Origin of the sequence: Vibrio sp. V42_P2S4T144 (genome assembly GCF_009904715.1) — a bacterium.
GTDB lineage: Bacteria > Pseudomonadota > Gammaproteobacteria > Enterobacterales > Vibrionaceae > Vibrio > Vibrio alginolyticus.
This window is the reverse complement of the sequence record NZ_WXWS01000601.1, coordinates 1-5904: the sequence shown is the minus strand read 5'-3', so window position 1 is coordinate 5904 and position 5904 is coordinate 1. Positions and strand designations below refer to the sequence as shown.

Genomic DNA, 5904 nt, shown 5'->3' with positions numbered 1-5904 from the left:
CCTACGTACTTGTACGTAATACCTTAGGCTAATGCCTTATTGATGAATTACTCGCTTCCGTGTTCATGCCCATTTCGCATTAGACAACATTGTTACATCTTTTATACCGAATACAGCCAATCCTAATGAAATGGATGACAACAATAACCTTGGTGATAAAGGACGTGAACGATGAGTCTAATCCAAAAATCTTTAAAACGAGTGCTCAAAACAACCGCTGTCGCTGCCGCGATGGCACTCGCAGCGACTTCTGTAAACGCTGCTGAAAAAGTCTATCGCTTAAAGCTTGCTGAAACTTGGGGGCCTAATTTCCCAATTTTTGGTGATACCACAAAAAACATGGCCAAAATGGCGGAAGAGATGTCCAACGGACGTTTGCAAATCCGCATTGATTCCGCAAACAAGCATAAAGCGCCTTTTGGGGTGTTTGATATGGTTAAGTCGGGTCAGTATGACATGGGGCACTCAGCGTCTTATTACTGGAAGGGTAAGGTTCCAAACACACTTTACTTCACTTCTATGCCCTTCGGTATGTTGCCAACTGAGCAGTATGCATGGTTTTACTACGGCGGTGGTATGGAGCTGATGGAAAAAGTGTACTCTCCACATAACTTGATGTCTTTCCCTGGCGGTAATACCGATACTCAGATGGGCGGGTGGTTCCAAAAAGAGATCAAGTCCGTCGAGGACTTACAGGGTTTGAAAATGCGTATCCCAGGGTTTGCTGGTGAGATTTTGGCCGAGTTAGGTGCCAAGCCAACGAATATCGCCCCTGGTGAGCTATATACTTCTCTAGAGCGTCGCACAATTGATGCCTTGGAATGGGTTGGTCCATCGCTAGATCTACGTATGGGCTTCCACAAAATCGCGCCTTACTACTACACAGGTTGGCATGAGCCAGCGACTGAGCTTCAGTTCCTCGTTAACAAGCGTACCTGGAACCGTCTACCTGATGATCTAAAAGCGATTTTGCAAGTAGCCATGAAAACGGCCGCTTACGATATGTACACGCAATCGAAACACGAAAGCGGCAAAAACTGGGCATCTATTAAGTCTGAATACCCAAATGTTGAAGTAAAAGATTTCCCACCTGAAGTAGTAGCTGCGTTGCGAGAAGCAAACGATCGTTTGTTGAAAGAACATGCAGAAAAAGATGCTTTGGCGAAAGAGATTCAAGAGTCGCAAGCGAACTATATGAATCAAGTTCGACCATGGTCAGATATTTCGCACCGAGCGTACTTAAACAGTCAAGCTCAACAATAACGTTATGAAGCAGGCGATGCCGAGAGGTTTAGCCTGCTATCGAAGCCCAAGAAAACTTCATAATGAATGCTCCGCACCATAGCGGAGCGCATCTAAACGTTCCACGGAGTTCGGAATGAGAAGTCTTATTTATATTGAGCGATTATTTAACCGCTTTAGCGATTTTCTCGGATGGTTATCCAGCATCCTGTTTATTTTGTTGTTAGCAAACGTTGTGTACGACGTTGTCATGCGTTACGTGTTTAATGATGTGTCTATCGCATTCCAAGAAATGGAATGGCATCTATTCTCTGCCGTGTTCTTGCTTGGTGTGCCTTACGCAATTAAGTCCGGTGGCCATGTTCGCGTCGACATTTTTTATGAACGCTTATCTTACAAAGCACAATCCATCATCGACATCATAGGCACACTATTTTTCTTATTCCCTTTTTGCCTACTGGTCGCTTGGTTTGGTATTGATTTCGCCAAGGAAAGTTACGCGTTAGGCGAGACGTCTGGGGACCCAGGTGGCTTACCATATCGTTGGATTATCAAAGCGATGATTCCGCTGTCATTTTTCTTTATGGCGGTGAGTGGTATTGGATTGTTACTTCATTCAATCAACAAAATTGTCAACCCTCATCTCATCTATGCCGGTAATAACGGTAAGTCGTAAAAGGAAGTCATTATGATCGGTATAGTGATGTTTTTTGTTGCGCTCTTTGCGCTTCTATTGGGATTTCCCGTTGCCTTTACTTTTGGTGGTATCGCGCTGATTTTTGGTGTTTGGGCTGAAGGCATCGAGATGTTTGCTTTTATGCCATATCGAATTCAATCCATTATGGAAAATACGGTGCTAATGGCCGTACCGCTGTTCGTTTTTATGGGGCTAGTGCTACAGAAAACGAAGCTTGCTGAACAGCTACTAGAATCAATGGGGCGTTTGTTCGGTGGCGTTCGCGGTGGTATCGCTATTTCTACCGTGTTAGTTGGCGCATTGCTTGCAGCTTCAACGGGGGTGGTAGGCGCATCAGTTGTTGCGATGGGCTTAATATCTCTTCCTGTGATGCTCAAGTACAATTACGACAAAGGTTTAGCGTGTGGGACTATTTGTGCGTCTGGCACGTTGGGCCAAATTATCCCACCTTCTATCGTGTTGATCTTGTTGGGTGATGTACTTGGCGTACCGGTAGGGGACCTATTTCAAGCTGCGATCTGGCCCGGTATTACACTTGTTGGCGCCTATGTGATCTACATTCTCATCTACGCGAAGTTGAACCCTCAAGCCGCACAGGCGATAGAGCGTGATGAGTCGATCAGTCGTAAACAAGAAGTGCTCACCGCACTGAAAGCTGTATTGCCACCTTTAGCATTGATCATTGTGGTATTGGGCTCCATCTTTGCAGGGATTGCAACACCAACAGAGTCAGCGGCACTGGGTGGTGCAGGTGCGATTATTTTATCGCTATTGTATAAGCAGTTTAGTTGGTCGATGATTTATGATGCATCAAAAGAGACAGTTAAAGTAACCGCAATGGTCTTTGCGATCTTACTTGGTGCGACCGCCTTTTCAATGGCATTTACCTACACTGGTGGTGATTATTTAGTTGAAGAGTGGATGTTAGAACTGCCGGGTGAAAAGTGGGGATTCCTTATTATTACCATGGTGGTGATTCTGATTTTAGGTTTCTTTATCGACTTCGTTGAAATCTGTTTTATCATCGTGCCAATTATTGCGCCAGTCGCTGAATTGATGGGCATTAATATGACGTGGTTTGCGATTCTTATTGCGATGAACTTGCAGACGTCGTTCCTCACACCGCCATTTGGCTTTAGTTTGTTCTATCTAAAAGGTGTCGCTCCAGCAGGGGTTACTACGCGTGATATCTACAAAGGTGTGATGCCGTTCATCGCGATTCAGATTGTTGTGTTGGCGTCTTTGCTGTTTTTCCCAGGTTTTTACGGTATGAGTTAATCACTCGATAATAAAGAGATTTTGTGAACTGAGAGTTTTTACCTTTTGAGACAAGTTGTTAAGCTGTTAATTATGTCTATGCAGACACAATCGATTCGTTTGTACTGCTAAGATAGTAAGCTGTAAAGGCAGCGTTTCATGGAGGGAAGGGATGCCTCTCAAAGCAAAGTTAATTCTGCTGACACTGATACCCGTGGTATTGGTGTCAGCGAGTATCAGCTGGATCTCTATCTATCAAACTAAGACCCTTGGCAAAAGGGAGGTGGAGATCTTTCATCAAAACCTGATCCAATCAAAAGAAGCGGCGCTGAAAGATACGGTCGACGTCGCTTTTGACTCCATTTCTTACATCTACAACGATCCGACTTTAGAAGAGAGTGCTGCCAAAACGCGTGTGAAAGCGATTTTAAATCGTTTGAGTTATGGGTCGGACGGCTATTTTTTTGCTTATGATAAATATGGTACCAACCTTGTACACCCAGTTCTTCCGGAGCTTGTCGGGGAAAACTTACTCTATCTTGAAGACGAAAATGGCGATCGCTTAATCGAAGCTCTATTGTATCAAGCGCAATCCGGTGGTGGATTTCATCAGTACCTGTGGCAAAAGCCATCTACGGGTGAAGTTGTCCCTAAGCTTAGTTACGCTGCATGGCTCGATAAGTGGGAATGGATGATAGGGACTGGGCTGTATATTGAGGATGTAAGCCGAGAAGTCGCCAATATGCGCGCGGCGGTGAACAAAAATATCGAAACGACATTTTTCTCAGTCGTCGTGATCTTAGCGGTGACCGTTGCTGTAATCATTGTTCTCACTCTGGCGATCAATCTGCACGAGCATCGCCTCGCTGATAAGAACCTGAAAGAATTGGCACATAAAACCGTGATGTTCCAAGAAGATGAGAAAAAGCATTTAGCGCGAGAACTGCATGATGGAATCAATCAGTTGTTAGTCTCCAGTAAATGTCATTTAGACTTAATGAGTCATAGACTGGAAGACGAAAAACTCAAATCCCACTTAGATAAATCACAACGATCGCTCGTCACCGCGATAAATGAGGTGCGGCATATTTCTCATCAGCTCCGTCCAAGCGCCCTCGATGATATCGGTTTAGAAGCAGCACTGACGACCTTGCTACAGGATTTTCATTCCCATTCCGGGATTGATATCGAGAGCAATTTCGATACTCAGCAGCACAAACTGACTTCGGAAGTCGCAACGACGCTATATCGCGTCGCTCAGGAGTCTTTGAATAACATTGAAAAACATGCGCGAGCGAAAAAAGTAACGGTTACTTTGCAAAAAATGGGCAATATGCTGCAATTACTCATACGTGACGATGGGGTTGGATTTGTGGTTAACCATGCAGTGCACCAACAAGGGATTGGGTTAAGGAACATGCAAGAGCGTGTAGAGTTCATCGGTGGTGAATTTGAGCTAATGAGTGAGCTTGGCTTGGGAACAGAGATTACTGTGCTGCTTAATTTGGATGAAATAGTTTATGGATAAACCGATTAGTGTAGTGATTGTCGATGATCATCAAGTGGTATTGGATGGCTTCATGGCTCGTTTGGAGTTAGAGCCTGACATCGAAGTGGTGGGTACAGCAAGTAATGGCTTGGAAGCGATAGAGGTCGCAAAGCACTTGCAACCGGACGTCATATTGATGGATATCAGCATGCCAATAATGAACGGTATTGAAGCGACTGGTGTAATTAAAGAAGCTCGCCCAGAGAGCAAAATACTTATGTTGACCATGCACGATAATCGCGAGTACATCATGAAGGTCATGCAAGCTGGTGCCGTAGGATATATGCTCAAGGAAATCTCGGCCGAGAAAATGGTGCAAGCAATAAAAACGGTTAACCAAGGCTCGACGTATTTCTGTGAATCCGTCACACAAACACTCTTTACCCAAGAAGTGGTGCCTGCCACGCAAAAAACGAATCCTCTCAGCCGCAGGGAAGAAGCGGTACTTAAATTAGTTGCTCAAGGAAACAGCAGCAAGAAAATCGCCACTTTACTCAATATTAGTTATCGAACGGTAGAGACGCATCGCCATAACATTAAGCACAAGTTGGACTTACATTCGACGGCGGAGTTAGCAAAATATGCGTTTGAAACTGGGTTGACTGAGTAGGAGAGTAGTGCCCGCAAAAAGCGAGCACGTGGGAGCGAAACTAATCGGCTTTGGTAATGCTACCAAGCTCTAGCATTGGAGCAACATCGATGTCCTCTGCATTCATCATCGTCGAGATGCGTTGAACGGAAGATAGTAGAAGGGATTGCTCCCATTCTTCCAATTTTTGGAATCGATTAATGAAGTGCTCTTGCAGCGGCGTTGGTGCTTGTTTTAAGGCTTCTTGGCCCTTGCTCGTAAGTACAGCATGCACTTTACGCTTGTCTTGAACACTGCGCTGACGCTCAACAAACTGGCCTCGTTCTAGTCTATCTAGAATGGTCGTTGCGGTCGCTTGGCTCATGTTAGTGTGGCTAGACAACTGTTTAATCGTCACGTTATCTAAGTCATTGATAGCGCGCATCAAAATCAACTGTGGAGCAGTCAATCCAGACTCTTTGCTCAGCTTTTTAGAATGTAAATCAATAGCGCGGATGATCTGACGAATCGAGACCAATACTTCTTCGTACTTTTCCAATTTATTCATCCAGTCTGTAGGGAACATTTATC

6 protein-coding genes are annotated in these 5904 nt (G+C 44.7%); 5 read left to right on the top strand and 1 reads right to left on the bottom strand.

Annotated elements, in window-relative coordinates; genetic code table 11:
• Positions 1 to 171 precede the first annotated feature (171 nt).
• The 5 genes from CAG68_RS19755 (at position 172) to CAG68_RS19735 (ending at position 5355) form a co-directional block, all read left to right on the top strand.
• The gene (locus CAG68_RS19755) at positions 172 to 1263 is read left to right on the top strand and encodes a TRAP transporter substrate-binding protein (RefSeq protein WP_017636112.1); all 1092 of its coding nucleotides are present in this window, start codon (positions 172 to 174) and stop codon (positions 1261 to 1263) included.
• Positions 1264 to 1378: 115 nt separating this feature from the next.
• The gene (locus CAG68_RS19750; RefSeq protein WP_005376869.1) at positions 1379 to 1918 is read left to right on the top strand and encodes a TRAP transporter small permease subunit; all 540 of its coding nucleotides are present in this window, start codon (positions 1379 to 1381) and stop codon (positions 1916 to 1918) included.
• A gap of 12 nt (positions 1919 to 1930) precedes the next feature.
• Positions 1931 to 3217 carry a TRAP transporter large permease gene (locus CAG68_RS19745; RefSeq protein WP_005376871.1) on the top strand — a complete coding sequence of 429 codons (1287 nt, stop codon included), beginning with the start codon at positions 1931 to 1933 and terminating at the stop codon, positions 3215 to 3217.
• 151 nt (positions 3218 to 3368) lie between these two features.
• Positions 3369 to 4724 (top strand): cache domain-containing protein, encoded by a 1356-nt coding sequence (locus CAG68_RS19740; protein ID WP_025767289.1) that lies wholly within the window; start codon positions 3369 to 3371, stop codon positions 4722 to 4724.
• Positions 4717 to 5355 (top strand): response regulator, encoded by a 639-nt coding sequence (locus CAG68_RS19735; protein WP_005376875.1) that lies wholly within the window; start codon positions 4717 to 4719, stop codon positions 5353 to 5355. The genes CAG68_RS19740 and CAG68_RS19735 overlap by 8 nt, the downstream gene beginning before the upstream one ends.
• A 40-nt stretch (positions 5356 to 5395) precedes the next feature.
• Here CAG68_RS19735 and CAG68_RS19730 read toward each other — a convergent pair whose 3' ends face one another.
• A complete protein-coding gene (locus CAG68_RS19730) occupies positions 5396 to 5872 on the bottom strand; it encodes a MarR family winged helix-turn-helix transcriptional regulator (RefSeq protein ID WP_005376877.1) in 477 nt (158 codons plus the stop codon).
• Between the last annotated feature and the right edge of the window lie 32 nt (positions 5873 to 5904).